The organism is Arthrobacter sp. U41, from assembly GCF_007679325.1.
Lineage (GTDB): Bacteria > Actinomycetota > Actinomycetes > Actinomycetales > Micrococcaceae > Arthrobacter.
The window spans coordinates 221,733-237,368 of record NZ_VEGI01000003.1; the positions used below are offsets into that span (position 1 = coordinate 221,733).

At 68.8% G+C, this 15,636-nt stretch carries 11 protein-coding genes; 3 read left to right on the forward strand and 8 right to left on the reverse strand.

The annotated features are described in order from the left end of the window. Positions 1-24: 24 nt before the first annotated feature. Positions 25-654, forward strand: coding sequence for a YitT family protein (locus tag FS787_RS12370; protein WP_144672706.1), 630 nt, complete (start codon positions 25-27; stop codon positions 652-654). Between the two features lie 157 nt (positions 655-811). Here FS787_RS12370 and FS787_RS12375 read toward each other — a convergent pair whose 3' ends face one another. The 7 genes from FS787_RS12375 to FS787_RS12405 all read right to left on the reverse strand — a co-directional run bounded on the left by FS787_RS12375 (position 812) and on the right by FS787_RS12405 (position 12,847). Next, positions 812-1,675, reverse strand: coding sequence for a DNA-formamidopyrimidine glycosylase family protein (locus FS787_RS12375; RefSeq protein ID WP_144672707.1), 864 nt, complete (start codon positions 1,673-1,675; stop codon positions 812-814). Next, on the reverse strand, positions 1,668-6,788 hold the full coding sequence (locus FS787_RS12380; RefSeq protein ID WP_144672708.1) for a DEAD/DEAH box helicase: 5,121 nt from the start codon (positions 6,786-6,788) through the stop codon (positions 1,668-1,670). Before FS787_RS12380 ends, FS787_RS12375 begins: the two co-directional genes overlap by 8 nt. Positions 6,789-6,906: 118 nt before the next feature. Beyond that, positions 6,907-7,572 (reverse strand): DUF4232 domain-containing protein, encoded by a 666-nt coding sequence (locus FS787_RS12385; RefSeq protein ID WP_144672709.1) that lies wholly within the window; start codon positions 7,570-7,572, stop codon positions 6,907-6,909. 101 nt (positions 7,573-7,673) lie between these two features. Further along, positions 7,674-8,456: a YcnI family protein gene (locus FS787_RS12390; RefSeq protein WP_144672710.1), complete on the reverse strand. Its 783-nt coding sequence runs from the start codon at positions 8,454-8,456 to the stop codon at positions 7,674-7,676. 135 nt (positions 8,457-8,591) lie between these two features. After that, a complete protein-coding gene (locus FS787_RS12395; protein ID WP_144672711.1) occupies positions 8,592-9,233 on the reverse strand; it encodes a hypothetical protein in 642 nt (213 codons plus the stop codon). Positions 9,234-9,485: 252 nt separating this feature from the next. Beyond that, positions 9,486-11,879: a phosphoenolpyruvate synthase gene (gene ppsA / locus FS787_RS12400; protein ID WP_144672712.1), complete on the reverse strand. Its 2,394-nt coding sequence runs from the start codon at positions 11,877-11,879 to the stop codon at positions 9,486-9,488. 149 nt (positions 11,880-12,028) lie between these two features. Next, entirely contained in the window at positions 12,029-12,847 is an 819-nt protein-coding gene (locus FS787_RS12405; protein ID WP_144672713.1) for a pyruvate, water dikinase regulatory protein, read from the reverse strand. 94 nt (positions 12,848-12,941) lie between these two features. Between FS787_RS12405 and FS787_RS12410 the strand changes: the two genes are divergently transcribed. Continuing rightward, on the forward strand, positions 12,942-13,145 hold the full coding sequence (locus FS787_RS12410; RefSeq protein ID WP_144672714.1) for a hypothetical protein: 204 nt from the start codon (positions 12,942-12,944) through the stop codon (positions 13,143-13,145). A gap of 409 nt (positions 13,146-13,554) precedes the next feature. Beyond that, positions 13,555-14,331 carry a type 1 glutamine amidotransferase domain-containing protein gene (locus FS787_RS12415; protein ID WP_144672715.1) on the forward strand — a complete coding sequence of 259 codons (777 nt, stop codon included), beginning with the start codon at positions 13,555-13,557 and terminating at the stop codon, positions 14,329-14,331. A gap of 84 nt (positions 14,332-14,415) precedes the next feature. Here the strand turns inward: FS787_RS12415 and FS787_RS12420 are convergent, their stop codons facing one another. Next, entirely contained in the window at positions 14,416-15,579 is a 1,164-nt protein-coding gene (locus FS787_RS12420; RefSeq protein WP_144672716.1) for a S9 family peptidase, read from the reverse strand. Between the last annotated feature and the right edge of the window lie 57 nt (positions 15,580-15,636).

Below are 15,636 nucleotides of genomic sequence, written 5' to 3' on the forward strand. Positions count from 1 at the left end.
CAGTTGTCCGGGAGGATGGAGTCCATGATGACCCGCAGGCTCCTCCAGCTCCTCATTGGCCTCGCCATGTACGGCATATCCCTGGCCATGTTCATCAGGGCCGGCCTCGGGCTGGACCCGTGGGATGTGTTCCACCAGGGACTCGCGGTCAAAACGGGACTGAGCATCGGCACGGTGGTGGTGATCGTCAGCTTCCTCGTGCTGCTCCTATGGATTCCGCTGCGGCAGTGGCCCGGCATCGGCACGCTGTGCAACGCCGTGCTGGTGGGCGTCTTCGCCGACGTCGGACTGGCGCTGATCCCCGAGTTCTCCCACCTGGGCGGGCAGGCCGGGATGCTCGCGGGTGCCATCCTGCTCAACGGCATCGCCTCCGCCTGCTACATCGGTGCCCGGCTGGGACCAGGGGCGCGGGACGGGCTGATGACCGGACTCGCGCGGCGCACGGGCTGGTCCGTGCGGACGTCCCGCACCGGCATTGAGGTGGTGGTGCTCGCCGCGGGCTGGCTCCTGGGCGGTTCGGTCGGCGTCGGGACCGTGCTGTACGCCCTGGCGATCGGCCCGCTGGTGCAGCTACTGCTGCCGCGGTTCACCGTCCCGGAGCTGAAGAAACCAGCATTCCCGGCAACCGCCGATCCGGCAGTCGCGGCGCCCTGAGCCAGGCGAGCATTGAGCCCTGAGCCCTGAGCCCTGAGCCCTGAGCCCTGAGCCCTGAGTCAGATGGCGTGCGGCGAGAGCCCTGGTCGCCGTGGGCAGTGCGCCCCGGGCCAGGCCGGCAGCCCGGAGCCGTGCGGCAAACGCCGCGGGCATGGAACTAGGCCGGTCCCGGCGCTGGCTGGCACGTGGGGCAGTAGTAAATGTCCCGTTCTTCCGTGCCGGTGGCCGTGGCTAGGACGCCGCGCCGCACCGGGGTCCTGCATTTCAGGCAGGGCTGGTGTTCGCGCCGGTAGACCCAGTAGCCCGGCAGCCCGGAGGTCCGGCCCACTGCAGCACCGCGCTGATTCAGCACGGTGGTCCGGCGCCCGGGGCCCAGATTGGCCTCCAGCAGGAGCTTGGCATCGGTGATCATGGCAGCCACGTCGGTGACGGAAGAGACCGGCGCCGCCGGGTGCACGCCCGAGAGGAAGCAGGCCTCGCAGCGGTAGATGTTGCCGATCCCCGCGAGGTTCCGCTGGTCCAGCAGTGCGACGCCGATCGGGACGTCGGGCGCGGCACGGATCCGCCGCTCCGCCTCGGCCAGGTCCCAGTCGGGACCCAGCAGATCCGGGCCAAGGTGGCCCACGACGGCGTTTTCCTCGGAGGTGCGGACCACCTCGAGGATGCCGAGCGAGAATCCGACGGCGTCTGCCGCGGCGGTGCGCAGCACGCAGCGGGCGGTGAAGCCGGGCTTCCGCCAGCGTCCGCCCGGAGGGTAGACCTGCCAGGTGCCTTCCATCTTGAGGTGTGAATGGATCGTCAGCCGGTCCGGTTCCGCCGGGGTGGCGCCGCCCGGCTTTGCTGGGCCTTCCACCCGCATGAGCAGGTGTTTGCCACGCGGAACCACCTCGGTGACTGTCCAGCCGTCGAGTTTGAGCGTGGCAAAGCGCGGCACGCGGAAATCGGAAGAGATCAGTTGCTGGCCGGCCAGCGCGGCATGAAGCTGGGCAGCCGCGCGGAAGACCGAATCGCCCTCAGGCACGGATTCTCAGTCCTTTGGGTGTGGAGTAGGCGCCGGCGTGGGCCAGGGCGGCAGCGATGGGTGTGTCCAGGATGCCGTGGCCGTTGACCTTTTCCATGATCAGCTTGTCCACCGCGCCCCGGGTGACCACACCCACCAGGGCCGCGCCGGCCGCCGCCAGGACGTCCGTGTCCTCGCTGAAGGCCAGCAGGGTCTTGCCGCCGCGTTCCACGTACAGGACCAGGGCGCCGTCGACCAGGACCACCAGGGCGCCGGCCTTCCGGCCGGGGCGGTGGCCGGTTCCCGCGTCGACGTTGAGGGCGGGCCAGGGCAGGGCGGCGCCGTAGGGGTTGGCGGGGTCCGTCGCGGCGAGGGCCAGGGCCACGGGGTCGGGCTTATGGAGTTCGGTGTCCTCGGCGTACGAGCGCAGCCGGTCCACCGTTGCGGGCACGGCAAACTGTGCTGCGCCAAGGTGCTCGATGAAGTAGCCGCGACGGCACCGCCCGGCTTCCTCCAGCCGGGCCAGGACCTTGTACATCAGCCCAAAGCCTCCCAGGATGTTCTCGGCCATGACGGAACCGCGGGTCACCACGCCGTACCGGTCAAGCAGGAGTTCCGCGGTGGCCCGGGCATGGATGGTGGCGTCCAGCTCGGGTGCCGGGAGGGCGGACCAGCGGCCTGCGGCCAGCGGGGGAGTGGGAGCCGTGCCGGTGGCGGAGCCGTACCGTCCGCCGGTCAGTCCGGGGGATCCCAGCAACCCGGTGCCGTGGGCGCGTCCCAGCCGGCTCATTCTGGGCGCCCGGGCCCGCGGCGCGCGGGCAACCTGACGGTGCGCGGTGTGGCCGCTGGCAATCATCGCCCGGACCGGGGCGAAGGTGTCGCCGGTGATTCGGCCCGCCCAGGCGAGGTCCCAGAGCGCTGAGACCACGTCCTGGTCGCTGAGCACCGCATCCATGCCGCCGGCCACCTCCGTGAGTTGCCGGAAGAAGTAGCCGCCGCCGTTGGTGCGCAGGTGGTCCAGCAGCCGCTGCTGCGCGTCGCCGGGTTCGAAGTCGAGGGCAGGGTTGAGGGTCAGTTCGGCCGAATCGGCCAGGTGCAGGCTCACCCAGCCGTCGTTGCCGGGCAGTGCGCCCGCGCCGGACCAGAGCACCTCTCCGGCCGCCATCAGCTCGTCGAGCATGGCGGGCTGGTAGTCGGACACACGGCCGGCGAGGACCAGCGGTTCCCAGGCTGAGGCGGGAATGGGCACACCGGACAGCTGGTCGACGGCGGTGATGATCCCATCCAGTCCGCGCAGCGCCGACTGACCGCGCCGGCCCGGGACGCGGACGTTCTGCCAGGCCGGCAGGAAGCGGCCATACGCGGCGGCGTCCACGGGCTCCACCTCGGCACGCAACGCGGCGAGCGAGCGGCGGCGGAGCTTGCGCAGGACTTCAGCGTCACACCATTCGCTGATGCCGGAGAGCGACGGGACTGCGGGGGCGGCGGTGGCCGGCGCGGCGCCGTCGGTCCCAGAGACCGCCTCGGCGTCGGGGGAGGCCTGGGGTGCAGGCGGGGGTGCGGCGTGCGGGCGGAACTCGCCTTCCACCACGCGGCCGTCCGCAGCGAGCCGCTTCAGCGCAGTGCCCACGACGGCGACGCCGAGTCCCAGCCGGGCGGCGGCCTCGGCGGAGGTGAAGGGCCCGTGGGTGCGGGCGTAGCGGGAGACGAGGTCGCCCAACGGATCTGCGACCGGCTCGATGAACGCCAGCGGCACCCCCATTGGCAGGGGTACACCGAGGGCGTCGCGCAGCCGGGCGGCATCCTCCACGGCGGCGTGCCGCTCGGCGCCGCCGATGTTGACTTTGATGGCGCGGTTGGTGCGCTGGAGCGCTGCAAGGTGGGCGGCGGCGTCGGCGACGGGGGCTGCGGCCTCCACCGCCGGTTCGGCGCCCGGACTCTGGACGAGCCCGACCTCGTGGCCAGACCCGGCCGGCTCGTCAGGCGCTGCCTCGGACCCAAGCCGGGCCTCCGCGCCGGCCCCGACGATCGGGCCCGGACCATTCTCCGTGCCGGGCCCAACCGACGGTTCGAGCCGCGCGGCGACTTCCTCCGGCGTCAGCGGGCCCAGCAGCCGGAGCAGGTCCGCCACCCCTTCGAGCCCGCGGACCTTCCGGTCCGGCGCGAGGCGCTGCAGCTCCCGCTCGGTGGCGTCAATGACCTTGGCATCGAGCAGTTCACGCAGCTCCACCCGGCCCAGGAGCTCATTGAGCAGGGTCGAATCCAGCGCCAGGGCGGCGGCCCGGCGCTCGGCCAGCGGGGAATCGCCCTCGTAGAGGAACTGCGCCACGTAGCCGAACAGCAGCGACTTCGCGAACGGCGAGGGCTGCTGGGTGGTGGTCTGCAGGATCCGCAGCTCGCGGCGCTCGATGGACGCCGCGATGTCCTTCAGCGCCGGAAGGTCATAAACATCCTGCAGGCACTCGCGGACGGTCTCAAGCACGATCGGGAAGGTGGGGTACTTCCGGGCGACGTCCAGCAGCTGGGCGGAACGTTGGCGTTGCTGCCACAGGGGCTGCCGTTTGCCCGGATTCTGCCGGGGCAGCAGCAGAGCCCGGGCGGCGCACTCGCGGAAGCGGGAGGCGAAGAGGGCGCTGCCGCCGACCTCCGCCGTCACGATCTGTTCCAGTTCCTCCGGGTCGAACAGGAACAGCTCGGCGCCGGGCGGCTCGTCCTCCATCATGGGCACGCGCAGCACGATGCCGTCGTCGGCGGCCATCGCGGAGCCGTCCATGCCGTACCGCTGATGCAGCCGCTGCCCGACGGCGAGGGCCCAGGGCGCGTGCACCGGCATGCCGAACGGGCTGTGCAGCACCACCCGCCAGTCGCCGAGTTCGTCGTGGAAGCGCTCCACCACCAGGGTGGTGTCGCTGGGTACCACCTCGGTGGCCAGTTTCTGCTCGGAGAGGTACTGGATGAGGTTGTTGGCGGCGAAATCGTCCAGGCCGCTGGCCTTGCAGCGTTCGGTGGCCGGCCCGACGTCGGACGCGGACAGTTCGCGGACGAACGCCCCCAGGGCGCGGCCCAGGTCCACCGGGCGGCCGAGGGAGTCGCCCTTCCAGAACGGGAGTTTGCCCGGCTGGCCGAAGGCGGGGGACACCAGGACGCGGTCGTGGGTGATGTCCTCGATTTTCCAGCTGGTGGCGCCCAGCGCAAACACGTCGCCCACACGCGATTCGTAGACCATTTCCTCGTCGAGCTCTCCGACCCGGCGCCCGCCTTTGGCTGCGGCGGCCGACGGGCTGGCCGCCCTGCCGTCGCCGCCGGAGGACCCGGTCCCTTCCGTCTCGGTGCCGACGATGTAGACGCCGAAGAGCCCGCGGTCCGGGATGGTGCCGCCTGAGGTGACCGCCAGGCGCTGCGCTCCGGGGCGTCCCTCAATGGTGCCGGCGTTCCGGTCCCAGATGATCCGGGGACGCAGTTCCGCGAACTCGTCCGAGGGGTAGCGGCCGGCGAGCAGATCCAGGGTGGCCTCGAAGGCGGAGCGGGGGAGTGAGGCAAACGGCGCCGACCGCCGCACGGTGCCGAACCAGTCCTCCACATCGATGGCGCCCAGCGCCGTGGCCGCCACGGTCTGCTGGGCCAGGATGTCCAAGGGGTTTGCGGGGATGTAGAGCCGCTCGATCTTGCCGGCCAGCATCCGTTCCACCGTGATGGTGGTGTGCACCAGATCCGCGCGGTGTTTGGGGAACAGGACACCCTGGGAGACCTCGCCGACCTGGTGCCCGGCGCGGCCCACCCGCTGCAGCCCGCTGGCTACGGACGGCGGGGATTCCACCTGCACCACGAGGTCCACGGCGCCCATGTCGATGCCGAGTTCCAGAGAGGATGTGGCCACAACGCAGCGCAGCCGGCCGGATTTCAGGTCGTCCTCGATCAGGGCCCGCTGGTCCTTGGAGACCGAGCCGTGGTGGGCCCGCGCCAGGACCGGATCGGCCCCGGCGGTGCTGCCGGCCTGCGCCATCATGTGGGCCGGCGTCGCCGTGGAGCTTGGCAGCGCGGCGGCCGCGCCCGCCGGGGCTCCGGCCGGCACGGGTTCGAAATCGGGTGCCCCGGCGCCGAGTTCCCCCCAGCCGCCGCCGGCCGCCATGAGCTGCCGCTCGGCGTAGATCTCGTTGAGCCGGGCGGTGAGGCGTTCGGCCAGGCGGCGGGAATTGGCGAATACAATGGTGGACTGGTTGGCCAGGACCAGGTCCACGATCTTCTCTTCCACGTGCGGCCAGATGGACGCCTGCGGCTGCAGCCCGGACGCCGGGCCGGAGTCGAACGCGCCGGCCGCGCCCTGCAGATCGGACATGTCCTCCACCGGGACGGAGACCGTCAGGTCCCAGGTTTTCTTCGACGGTGGGGCCACGATCTCCACGGGCGCGGAACCGGCGAGGAACTGGGCCACCAGCTCCTTGGGTTCCACGGTGGCCGAGAGCCCGATCCGCTGGGCGGGCTTTGGAAGCAGGGCGTCGAGGCGTTCCAGCGACACGGCCAGATGGGCGCCTCGTTTGGTTCCGGCGACGGCATGGACCTCGTCGACGATGATGGTGTCCACCTCGCTCAGCGTCTCCCGCGCCTTGGAGGTCAGCATAAGGAACAGCGATTCGGGCGTGGTGATCAGGATGTCCGGCGGGTTGCTCAGCAGCGCGCGGCGGTCCGACGCCGGGGTGTCACCGGAGCGGACGCCCACGGTGATCAGCGGCGCGGGCAGGCCGAGGCGTTTGGCCGTCTGGGTGATCCCGATCAGCGGGGCGCGCAGGTTGCGTTCGACGTCGACGCCCAGCGCCTTGAGCGGCGAAATGTAGAGCACCCGGGTGTTGCGTTTGGGCGCCTTCCGCCGGGGGCCCTTTCCGGTCTCCATGCCGGGCAGCGACTCGGGCTCGGCGGGGGCCGAGACCAGCAGCCGGTCGAGCGCCCAGAGGAAGGCCGCGAGCGTCTTTCCGGACCCGGTGGGAGCCACCACCAGCGCGTGCGCGCCGGACGAGATCGCGTTCCACGCGCCGTTCTGGGCCGGGGTGGGCGCGCTGAATGCGCCCAGGAACCAGTCCCGGGTGGGCCGGCTGAACCGGTCAATGGCGTCTGCTGAGAGTGTGCCCTGCCCCTTCATTCCTCCATCATGCCCTAACGCACCGACAGGAAATGCCGGGCCGCAGCCCGGGCAGTATCACCAGACGTGGCGTCCGCGGCCGGGAGCACCGCAAAGTCTCACCTCGGCGAGAGAAAAGCTACTTGGCTGCGAAGGCGCCGATGGTCAGCAGCGTGGGACCGGCGTTGCTGCAGGCGCTCCGGGGCTGGGCGACGAAGAGCGACGCGGTGTCCTCCGGCGGGTAGATACGGAAGCCGGCGGCGGGAGTCACGCTGCAGTCCGGGTAGTTGGCGGCCTGGGAATAGCGCAGGGTGGCGGCGCCGGCCTGGCCCGGTGCGAGGAGGACGCCGGCGGCGGAGGTTGACTCGTCACGGGCCGCAGCCGCGCCGATCGGGGCGCCGGTGGCGTTCGCGGTGAGGGAAACGCCGGCGAAGCCCTTCAGCAGGCAGGGCCCGGTGCCGGAATTTGTCAGGATCAGCTTCATGTAGACGCTGCCGGCCGCGCCGCCGCCGGTGGAATCGACGGTTGCCGTCAGCCCGGCGGACCTGCACAGCGCGGGACCGGCAGGCGCGGACGACGCCGGTGCGGCGGTTGAAGCGGAGGCAGAGGCGGGGGTGCCCGTGGCTGCGGCGGAGGCAGCGGGCGCACTGGCGGCGGGGGCGCTGCTGGAGCTGGCGGGGGAGGACGCCGGGGTACTGGATGTCTGGGACTGCGCAGCGCCGGCCCCGCAGCCGGCGAGGAAGAGCGCTGCCGCGGCTGCCGCCGTCGTAAATGCCAGTCTGGTGTTGAATCGCTGAGCCGTCATGGCACCACCTTCATGCCCGGCACGGCCCGAGTCAACGACGCCACGACGGCCGCTCCCGATTGATGCCCGGATTGTGATTTCCGGGCATCAACCGAGGTCAGCTAGTCCTTGGGTGCCGAGCCCGGTGCCGAAGCGGGGACCGGAACGGGCTTGTTGTTCCGGCTGCGGGCGAAGGCGAGGCCGCCGAGGGCGAGGCCGCCGACGCCGGCCACCAGCCCTGCCCAGCTCCGGGCCTCGGCGCCGTCGTTGGTCACTGCAGCGGCCTGGACCGTCTCCGGTGCGGTGTCCGACGCGCTGGCGGCATGGGCTGAGTGCCCGTCAGCCGCAGCGGCAGCCGTGACCGCCACGGACGGCGCCGGCGCCTTCAGCGAGTGCGGGTCCTGGCCGTCGGCGGGCAGCTGGGACCAGTCCGTCTGGCCCACTTCGCAGTTCTGCAGCGTGGGGAAGTACAGGGTCTTTCCCGCAACGTCCGGCAATTTCACCGACAGCACCAGGGCGTCGCGGAGCTCCGGTTCCAGCGGCGCCTTGGCGGTGTAGACGATCTTGCTGGTCCGCTTGGTAATGGAGGTGCCGTCCGCGAGTTTCTTGGGCTCGGCCAGTTGTTCGGTGACCTTCTGGACCGTCCAGTTCGGGTTGACCGTGGGCTGGGCATCGTTGAGCTCGGCGGGCAGCGTGATGGTCACCTTCGTGGTGCCCGACTCCTCGCAGCCGTGCGGGATCCCGAAGGTCAGCAGTGCGTAGGAGTTCGCGGTGGTCTTATCCGGGGTGACACCGACGTGTGCCGAGGCGCCCGAAATACCAGCGAGCATCAGGGCCGCAGTTCCACCGGCCACGGCGGTGGCAGTGAGGGTGCGGCGCAGAACGGGAATGGAAGAACTCTTCATGGGGTGCCTTTCAGGCGCGCGCTGCACAGGGGCAGCGCAAGGAAATGGGAGGCCAGCGCGGCAGGGCTGCTGATGATCCGGTGCCGAGGGGGCCCGGATGTCTTGGCAATGGCGCGGCCGCGGCCGGCAATAAGGTCAGGAAGACACGACGACGGCGGGCGGCCCGCGGCGGCAATCGCGCCGGAGGTTCCGCCACGGCAGCGGGACGGAGTCTTCTGGCCAGCCGATGACCGCCGCCGGTGCCGCCACGGCAACAGGTGCTGCCGGGACCGGGAGCCTCAGCAGCGGGCGGAGCCAGGCCGCGAGGGCCCACAGGGCCGCCTCGCCCCTGGCGAGAAGAACAGCGCAAAGAAGCGTTGCCAGGGCGTGGCCGGCAAGCATCAGCAGGGAAAGCGATGAAAGCTGTGAATCCATCCCGGACACCGCGAGCTCGCCGGTGCCGCCGACCGGCAGGGGAACCGGGCCGAGGTGGTGCGCCGCCGGGCTTCCCGCCGGTTCGTACCCTGTTCCGGGCGCAGGACCGCTGAAAACAGTGAAGGCGTTGTGCAGGACCAGTTGCCCGGCGCCCAGCAGCCCCGCGATGGCGGGAAAGTTCAGCTTCAGCCGGGTGGCAGTGGTGGACGCCAGCCCGGTCAGCGCCAGCAGGGCCAGAAGGATGCCGGGGGAGGGGAGATAGCCGCCGGCCAGGGTGTGTGCTCCGGCAGCGAGGGACAGCACGGTGAGCGCCACCATGGCCGAGCGCAGGGCGTGGAACGGTGCTCTGGCGGGTGTGCGCACAGAACCTCCCTTCACCGGCTGCTGCCATGGTCACTCCCGGGGCGTTTTCGCCTGCGGGCTGTCCCCCGATTCTACCGGCCGGGCTTCGAAAAACCTCCGGCGGGTGTGGACGGTGCCCGGACGGCGTCCAGGCGTCCAACGTGGGCGGGCTTCCAAGGGAATGTCGGGGGCCGTGCTGACCGGCAAACAGGAAACCCCGGTCCGTGGACCGGGGTTTCCCTCTCGCCGTGGACTCAGCTCACGGTGGACCGTCTAGCTGACCGGGGCGGCGGCAGCCGTGCCGGCGAGGCGCAGCCAGGTGTCCACCACCGTGTCAGGGTTCAGCGAGACGGAGTCGATGCCTTCGTCCACCAGCCACTCGGCGAAGTCCGGGTGGTCGCTGGGCCCCTGGCCGCAGATGCCGACGTACTTGCCGCGCGCCTTGCAGGCGGCGATGGCCATGCTCAGGAGCTTCTTTACGGCAGGGTTCCGCTCATCGAAGCTGTTCGCGACGATCGAGGAGTCGCGGTCCAAGCCCAGGGTCAGCTGGGTCATGTCGTTGGAGCCGATGGAGAAGCCGTCGAAGTAGTCCAGGAACTCGTCGGCCAGCAGCGCGTTGGACGGCAGTTCGCACATCATGATGACCTCGAGGCCGTTTTCACCGCGGCGCAGGCCGTTCTCGGCGAGGAGGTCAATGACGCCGCCGGCCTCGTCCAGGGTGCGCACGAACGGGATCATCAGCTTGACGTTGGTCAGGCCCATCTCGTTGCGGACGAAGGACAGTGCCTCGCACTCCAGGTCGAAGCAGTCCCGGAAGGACGGCTCGAGGTAGCGCGAAGCACCGCGGAAGCCGATCATCGGGTTCTCTTCGTGCGGCTCGTAGGCCGGTCCGCCGAGGAGGTTGGCGTATTCGTTGGACTTGAAGTCGGACATCCGCACAATGACCGGCTCCGGCGCGAACGCCGCGGCGATGGTGGCGACCCCTTCCGCCAGGCGCTTGATGTAGTAGTCGCGCGGGCTGTCATAGGCGGCGATCCGCTCCCGGATTTCCGCAATGACGTCGTCCGGCTGCTCGTCCAGGTTCAGCAGCGCCTTGGGGTGGATGCCGATCTGCCGGTTGATGATGAACTCCAGCCGGGCCAGGCCCACGCCGTGGTTGGGCAGCTGCGCAAACGTAAAGGCCTGTTCGGGGGTGCCCACGTTCATCATGACCTTGACCGGGGCCTCAGGCAGCTGGGTGATCTCGGTTTCCTCCACCACGAAGTCCAGGAGTCCCTCGTAGATCAGGCCCGTCTCGCCGTCGGCGCAGGACACGGTCACCTCAAGCCCGTCGGAGAGGGCATCGGTGGCGTCGCCGGTGCCGACGACGGCGGGAATCCCCAGTTCCCGGGCGATGATGGCCGCGTGGCAGGTGCGTCCGCCGCGGTTGGTCACGATCGCGGAGGCGCGTTTCATGATCGGTTCCCAGTCCGGGTCGGTCATGTCGGCCACCAGGACGTCGCCGGTCTTGAAGGCGGCCATCTGGTCGATCGCGGTGAGGATGCGGACGCTGCCGGCGCCGATGCGCTGGCCGATCGCGCGGCCCTCGACCAGGACCCGGCCGGTCCCGTTCAGGCGGAAGCGGCTCAGGCTGCCGGAGGCCCGGCGGGACTGCACGGTTTCCGGGCGTGCCTGCAGGATGTACAGGCCGCCGTCGATCCCGTCCTTGCCCCACTCGATGTCCATCGGGCGGCCGTAGTGGTTTTCGATGGCGACGGCGTGCCGGGCGAGCTGTTCGACGTCGTCGTCCGTGAGGCTGAAGCGGTTCCGCAGCGAGGCTTCCACCGGGACGAAGTCAATGGTGTGGCCCACTTCGCGGTTGCTGGTGTAGGTCATCTGGAGGGCCTTCTCGCCCAGCCCTCGCTTGAGGATCGCCGGGCGGCCGGCCTCCAGGGCCGGCTTGTAGACGTAGAACTCGTCCGGGTTGACGGCGCCCTGGACCACGGCCTCGCCGAGTCCGTAGGAGGAGGTGACGAAGACGGCGTCCTGGAACCCGGATTCGGTGTCCATCGTGAACATCACGCCGGAGGACCCGACGTCGGAACGCACCATGCGCTGGACGCCCGCGGAAAGGGCCACTTCGGCGTGCTCGAACTTGTGGTGCACACGGTAGGCGATGGCCCGGTCGTTGTAGAGGGACGCGAAGACATCCTTGATGGCCTGCAGGATGTTCTCGATGCCGCGGACGTTCAGGAAGGTTTCCTGCTGGCCGGCGAAGGAGGCGTCGGGAAGGTCTTCCGCCGTCGCGCTGGAGCGGACGGCCCAGGAGAGGTCCTCGGAGCCGCCGTGCTTGTCCACCAGTTTCTGGTAGGAGGAGCGGATCTGCGCTTCAAAGTCCGGCAGGAAGGGTGTCTCGCGCATCAGCGCCCGGATTTCCTGGCCTGCTGCCGCCAGCGCCGTCACGTCGTCGGTATCCAGCCCGACCAGCCGGTCGGCGATCTGCTGGTCCAGGCCCGAGTCGGACAGGAAGCTGCGGTAGGCGTCGGCAGTCGTGGCGAAGCCGTCCGGAACCTGGACGCCGGCAGACGTCAGGTTCTGCACCATCTCGCCGAGGGAGGCGTTCTTCCCGCCCACCCGGTCCAGGTCCTTGAGGCCGAGTTCTGAGAACCACAGGATGTCTGTCGTCATGGTTACTGCTCCTTTGCAGATGATGGCATGCGGTATCGCCGCCCCGCGTGGGGCGCTCGCCGGTTGAGGGCGCAATTCCTGTCCACAGTGACAGGTCTCCGCCGGTGTTTCCACCTGATGTGGTCCACGCAACACTTGTGAAGCGGCGCCTAATGCTTCAGGTTCATCTTCTGGAGGATGGTGGCGGCCATTTCCTCCACGGAGACGCTGGCCGAATTGAGGTAGGGAATCCCGTGGGACACGTACAGCCGCTCGGCGCTGCGCAGCTCAAAGCCGCACTGGCGAAGGGACGCGTAGGGCGAGCCGCGGCGGCGTTCGGTGCGCACCTGGCTCAGGCGCAGGGGATTGGTGGTGAGGCCGAAACACTTCGAGATGAATGGCCGCAACGGTTTGGGGAGACCTTCGCGTTCAAAGTCTTCGTCCACCAGTGGGAAGTTCGCGGCGAAGATGCCGTGCTGCAGCGCCAGGTACATGGTGGTGGGTGTTTTGCCGCAGCGGGACGGGGCCACCAGGATGACCTGGGCCTTTTCGAGCGCGCGCAGGCTCTGCCCGTCGTCGTGCTCCATGGCGTATTCGACGGCGGCCATCCGGGACTGGTAACGGGCGGCGTTGCCCAGTCCATGGGCCCTGCCCGGTTCCCCACTGGACTGGGTGCCCAGGGCGCGCTCCAGCTGCCCGACGTGGGTCCCGATGAGGTCCACGATGATTCCCTGGCAAGTTCCTAGGGTCTGGCGGATGTCCGCGCCGACGGCGGTGGAGAAGACGATCGGCTGCAGGCCGGTTGCGGCCAGGTTGTCGATCACCTTGACCACGGCCCGGGCCTGGTCGACGGTGGTGATGAAGGGGACCGTGATGCGGTCGAACTCGTTCGAGGGGAACTGCGTCAGCAGGGTGTTGCCGAGCGTTTCTGCGGTGATGCCCGTGCTGTCCGAAAGGAAGTAGACCGGGCGGGGAGCTTCGTTGGTCATGTACGCATTGTGCCCCAGTGCGGGCCGCGGGGTTGTTCCATGACGCTCCGGGCGCCGGGGAGTAGGGTGTGTCTCACGCCACCAAGGGAGCCCCATGAGCTACAAATTTCGGACCGTCAAGGTTCGCGGCACGGACCTGGTCGGAACCATTGCCCGCAAGCATGGGAGCCCGGCGGAAATCTACGAGACCGCGAAGGACCCCAGCACTTCCGTGGTGCCCGTGTATTTCCAGGAAACCGGCGAGGTGCGCTTCTTCGACCGCTCGGTGCTGGAGGACGTGGTGGCCCCGGCGGGCTAGCTGTTGACGCGAACAGTCCTGAAGCGGGTGCGGAATTCGAAAAACGTGACCGCATAAACACGGCAAAGCAGAATTTTCAAGTCAAATCGATGCCTATTGCCTGCCAGGGATAAGCCGTTTAGCCTGACGGTGGGATCTGGCCCGGGCATCTTTCTGGGGAGAGACCATTTCGGTGTTCCGATCGAGCCGGATTCCGCAAAGGCTGGCTCCATGGTCTCAAAACGATGGAGCCAGCTTGCAGGAAACCCGGGACCCACTTAACTGGTCGCATGTCCATGCATCTGGCATTTTCCCCCATTTTGATTAGCGGCAGCTGCCCCGGATTGTGAGCTTAGGGTCGCTATGCCCAAGTAGGAAGGGCCCGAATTGGGCTGGGCGTAGGGTGGAAGTTGGACGAAAGGAACAATTCATGAAGAAAATCCTCATGGTACTGACCAGCGTTTCCGAGATCGGCGATACCGGAGAGAAGACCGGCTACAACGTGGCCGAAGCTGCACACCCCTGGAAGGTCTTCAAGGATTCCGGGCATTTCGTCGACTTTGCGTCCATCCAGGGAGGCCAGCCCCCGCGCGACGAGGTGGACAAAGAAGATCCCATCCAGGTCGCCTTCACGGAGGACGAGACCACGCGCGCCGGTCTCTACAACACTGCCCGCGTCGACGTCGTTGATCCTGACCAGTACGACGCCGTCTTCCTCGTAGGCGGCCACGGCACCATGTGGGACTTCCCGGACAGCGAAGGCCTGCAGAACCTCGTAGCCAGTGTCTACAACGCCGGCGGCGTGGTGGGCGCGGTCTGCCACGGACCGGCCGGCCTGCTGAACGTGGAATTGGAGAACGGGTTCCGCCTCGTCGAGGGCAGGAAGGTGGCCGCCTTCACCAACGACGAGGAGGTTGCCGCTGGGAAGGACACGGTCATCCCGTTCTTTTTGGCGGACCGGCTTGAGGAACAGGGCGCAACCCACGTCTCCGCCGGTGTCTTTGAGGAGAAGGTCGTGGTGGACGACCGGCTGGTGACCGGCCAGAACCCGGCGTCAGCGGCCGGCGTGGCCAAGGAGATGGAGAAGCTCCTGGCAGAGGTCATCCATCAAGAAAAAGCAGAGGAGCAGCACGAGGCGGAGGCTCTGCGCGCCGAAAAGGACGCCGAGAAAAACGCCAAGAAGGCTGCCGCGGACGCGGAGCACTAACACCAACTGCGCACTGAACTGGCGGTCACCCCCGACGACGAGGCGGCCGCCGGTTCTCGTCCGTACGCAAGCACCACAATGTCACTATTTCTTTGCAGCGCCCGCGTTCGTGCTTGCAGCCTGCAACCACGTGGTGAGAACCTCGCAGGCGAGCTCGATGTTTCCCATTTGGCAGTGCTGGTCGGCCTGCTCCGCTCGGGTAAACATGCGAGTTGTGACGCTTCGGGCTGCCGTGAGCGCTTGAGCCTGGGCTTTGGTCAGTGACGGCGGTTGGAAGGCGTCGTGCTCGCCGCACATCAGCAGCACATCCTGGCTCACCCGCCCGCTGTCCAGGTGCTCGGCGTTCATTCCCAGGAACCACTCGGCGACGTCGGCCGGATCGTCGCTGTCGAGCATGTAGAGGACCTGATTGACCACAACGCGCAGGGTCGGCAACAGCCGGGCGCGGGTGCGCACGCTCCAGCGCATGAAGCGCCGGTGCCGCACCATCGTGCGGATCGGGCCGCGCAACACAGGTGGGACCCTGTGAAGCCAGTCGTAGACCGGCGGCCAAGCTACAACACTGTGGATGCGGGGCTCGCGTCCTGCGGCACGCAATGCCCAGTAGCCGCCCATTGAGATGCCGACCAGTGCGGCCCGATCGAGGCGGAAGTGGTCCAACACCGCCCCGACCGGCTTCTCCCAGTCGTGGTCGAAGGTGAGTCCATTCAATGTCCTCGCCCCGCCTTGTCCCGGGCCCTCGAAGGCAATCACGTCGAAACCGGCGGCGGCGACACGCTGACAGATGGGGAAGAACTCTTCGATCAGGGAGTCGAACCCGCCGTGCAGCAGCACCGTGACGCCACTTGGTGTCCCGACCGCCGGAAACGAATAGGCTGGCAGCGCCGCGCCGGCGTAGGGGATCGCGTGCCGGACGATGGCAGTATCTGCGAATGCGGTGTCGACAAGCTCTAGGTAGCGGCGGTAGCGATCCGGTTTCTCCGCCGACCGTGGTGGCGTGAAGAACTCCGCGATCCTCTCATAACCCGCCGCCTGCCGCGGCCGGGCCTCGGCGGCCGCCCGGCTGGATAAGGCCTCGAAGACGGCGACACAGTCAGGCATCGACCGAATGCGGGCCGCGGCGTCCACCAGCTCGTGGCGGTCGGCGAAGCCCAGCGCATATGCCCGGTTGAGTTGATAGTTGATGAAGTCCCGTCGATGGAACCGTTCGAACCCCACTGGCAGGGCCACAAGCTCGGGATCGCTCATGTCGCCAGCGTACTCCCGGAAGAAGCGGACTCGCCTAGGTGTACTCAGCCATCAACG